Here is a 1,793-nt window from a genome sequence, read left to right as displayed (position 1 = left end):
CGGGCCGCCCTCATGGCGACCCATACGGAGGACGAACTGCGGCATGCCGCAAAAATTATTGCCGCAACCATAAAGGAGCTGAAATAGCATTCCTTATTTGATATACCGAGTTGACTTGCCACTCCCCACACGTTTTATCATTCCCTTTTCACTCATATACTTCAGTAACCGAACAGCACTGGCCTGGCTTATGCCCAGCTGCTGCTCCACCTCGCTCCTGACAACCGTCCCCCGTGCAGCCAGCATGCTCATAACGATGGCTTCCGGCTTATCCATAGCCGAGTACAACGTGCTTGCACCAGCAGAGTTTTCACAAACTGTATCTCCTGCTACTATGTGGGAAGATATATTTGGCAAAATGATTTTGAATGCGTTGCCCGTAACTTTAAATTGCGGCTTGCGTTCAGTCTTCTCATAGGCATGCATGATTTTCCTCAGCCCCGTGCCATAAGCCTCAATCAAATCAAGGCGATAAAATATAGCAGCCAGCTTGGGATTGCGGCATACGGACAGCCCCAGCAGCACATCCTCCAATTCAATGCCATCCACCAGTCCGCCTACAGATACAAATTCAATCCTGTCTTCAAAAATACTTACCAACGTGCTGGCACTAAAGGCGTAATCCCTATGTACACAGCAATTCAGCAGTGCCTCCCGCAAGGCATCCTCCGGATAATCCCTCGTATCAATGCGATACAGCCCCTGAAAAGATGAACGATTTTTGTTGTGCATATCAATATACGCATAAGCCTTCTCCAACTGGGCAAAGAGGGAACCGTTACACTCCCGCCTGTCCTGAAACTCCAATCTGCCTGAACCAGCAAAGGTTGCCAGCTTGATAGACACCGTACACTGGTCAGAAAGCAGGTACGCCACATTTGTAAAAATATTCTCCTGAGTAAGCATGCCCAACGTTTTCATCTGAGCATGTCCCAACTCCATTCCATGCCTGGCAAATTCTTTTTCTGCACAGGCAAAAGTCAGCTCCTGCTCCAAGGAGCGCATGGCTTCATAGCTATCGCCATCCGACTCTTTTATCATTTGCCGTATGGCGCTGTCAGTAGCTGGATCAGTAGATGTGCCATGCCTGACATATACACCGCTTGGCTTCAGCCCTTTACTGCCTAGATAATACGGTCTGTTTGTCCCCCTTTGCACACCAATCCTAATTATCTGCCTGCCATCCATATCCTCCACATTATAACTGACAAACATGGTCACATCCGGCTTGATGGCATCCCTGACCATATTATTAACCTGCAGCATCACTGCATCGGCATCATGAACCCCGATTATGTCACCACCATCTGCTATGCCTATGTATATGGTTCCACCCTTTGTATTCGCAAAAGCAATCACTTCCTTGCAAATATCAGGAACTACTTCTCTTTTTAATTCCACAGTATCACTTTCCCTGCATGGCATCCGCATCTCCCCCTCTCAAGCTTGAAATGGTGAAAATTGCACGGTTATAATCATGCTAATCTTTTCTAATCAAATTATAATCTTTCTAATCAAAAAATACAATAAAATTTCTAAAAATATAACGTCTATGGTTGAACACAATTTGCCCCATAACCTCTATGACCTCTATAACCTCTATAAAAAATGCAGCTGGTACAAAAGCACAGCTGCGTTTTTCAAATTTATAAAATTGTCTTTTTCGCTATATTTACGGCAAGGATACCTGCTTAATAATAATCATCTGGCACGATTGTAAAATCCGTCATCATAAACGTCCATGTAATCGCCATGGTTTCCATTACGCCACTTGTGCGCGCCATAGAACTTCA

1 protein-coding gene is annotated in these 1,793 nt (G+C 45.2%); it reads right to left on the bottom strand.

The features are described from left to right. Window positions 1–93: 93 nt before the first annotated feature. Complete coding sequence (locus ACI3UA_RS07735) at window positions 94–1,401, bottom strand: RNA-binding domain-containing protein (RefSeq protein ID WP_439724237.1); 1,308 nt, start codon at window positions 1,399–1,401, stop codon at window positions 94–96. Window positions 1,402–1,793: the final 392 nt, after the last annotated feature.

This window comes from Anaerovibrio sp. (assembly GCF_051866355.1).
Classification (GTDB): domain Bacteria; phylum Bacillota; class Negativicutes; order Selenomonadales; family Selenomonadaceae; genus Anaerovibrio.
The sequence above is the reverse complement of the archived record's forward strand: the minus strand, read 5'-3'. Positions and strand labels throughout refer to the sequence as shown.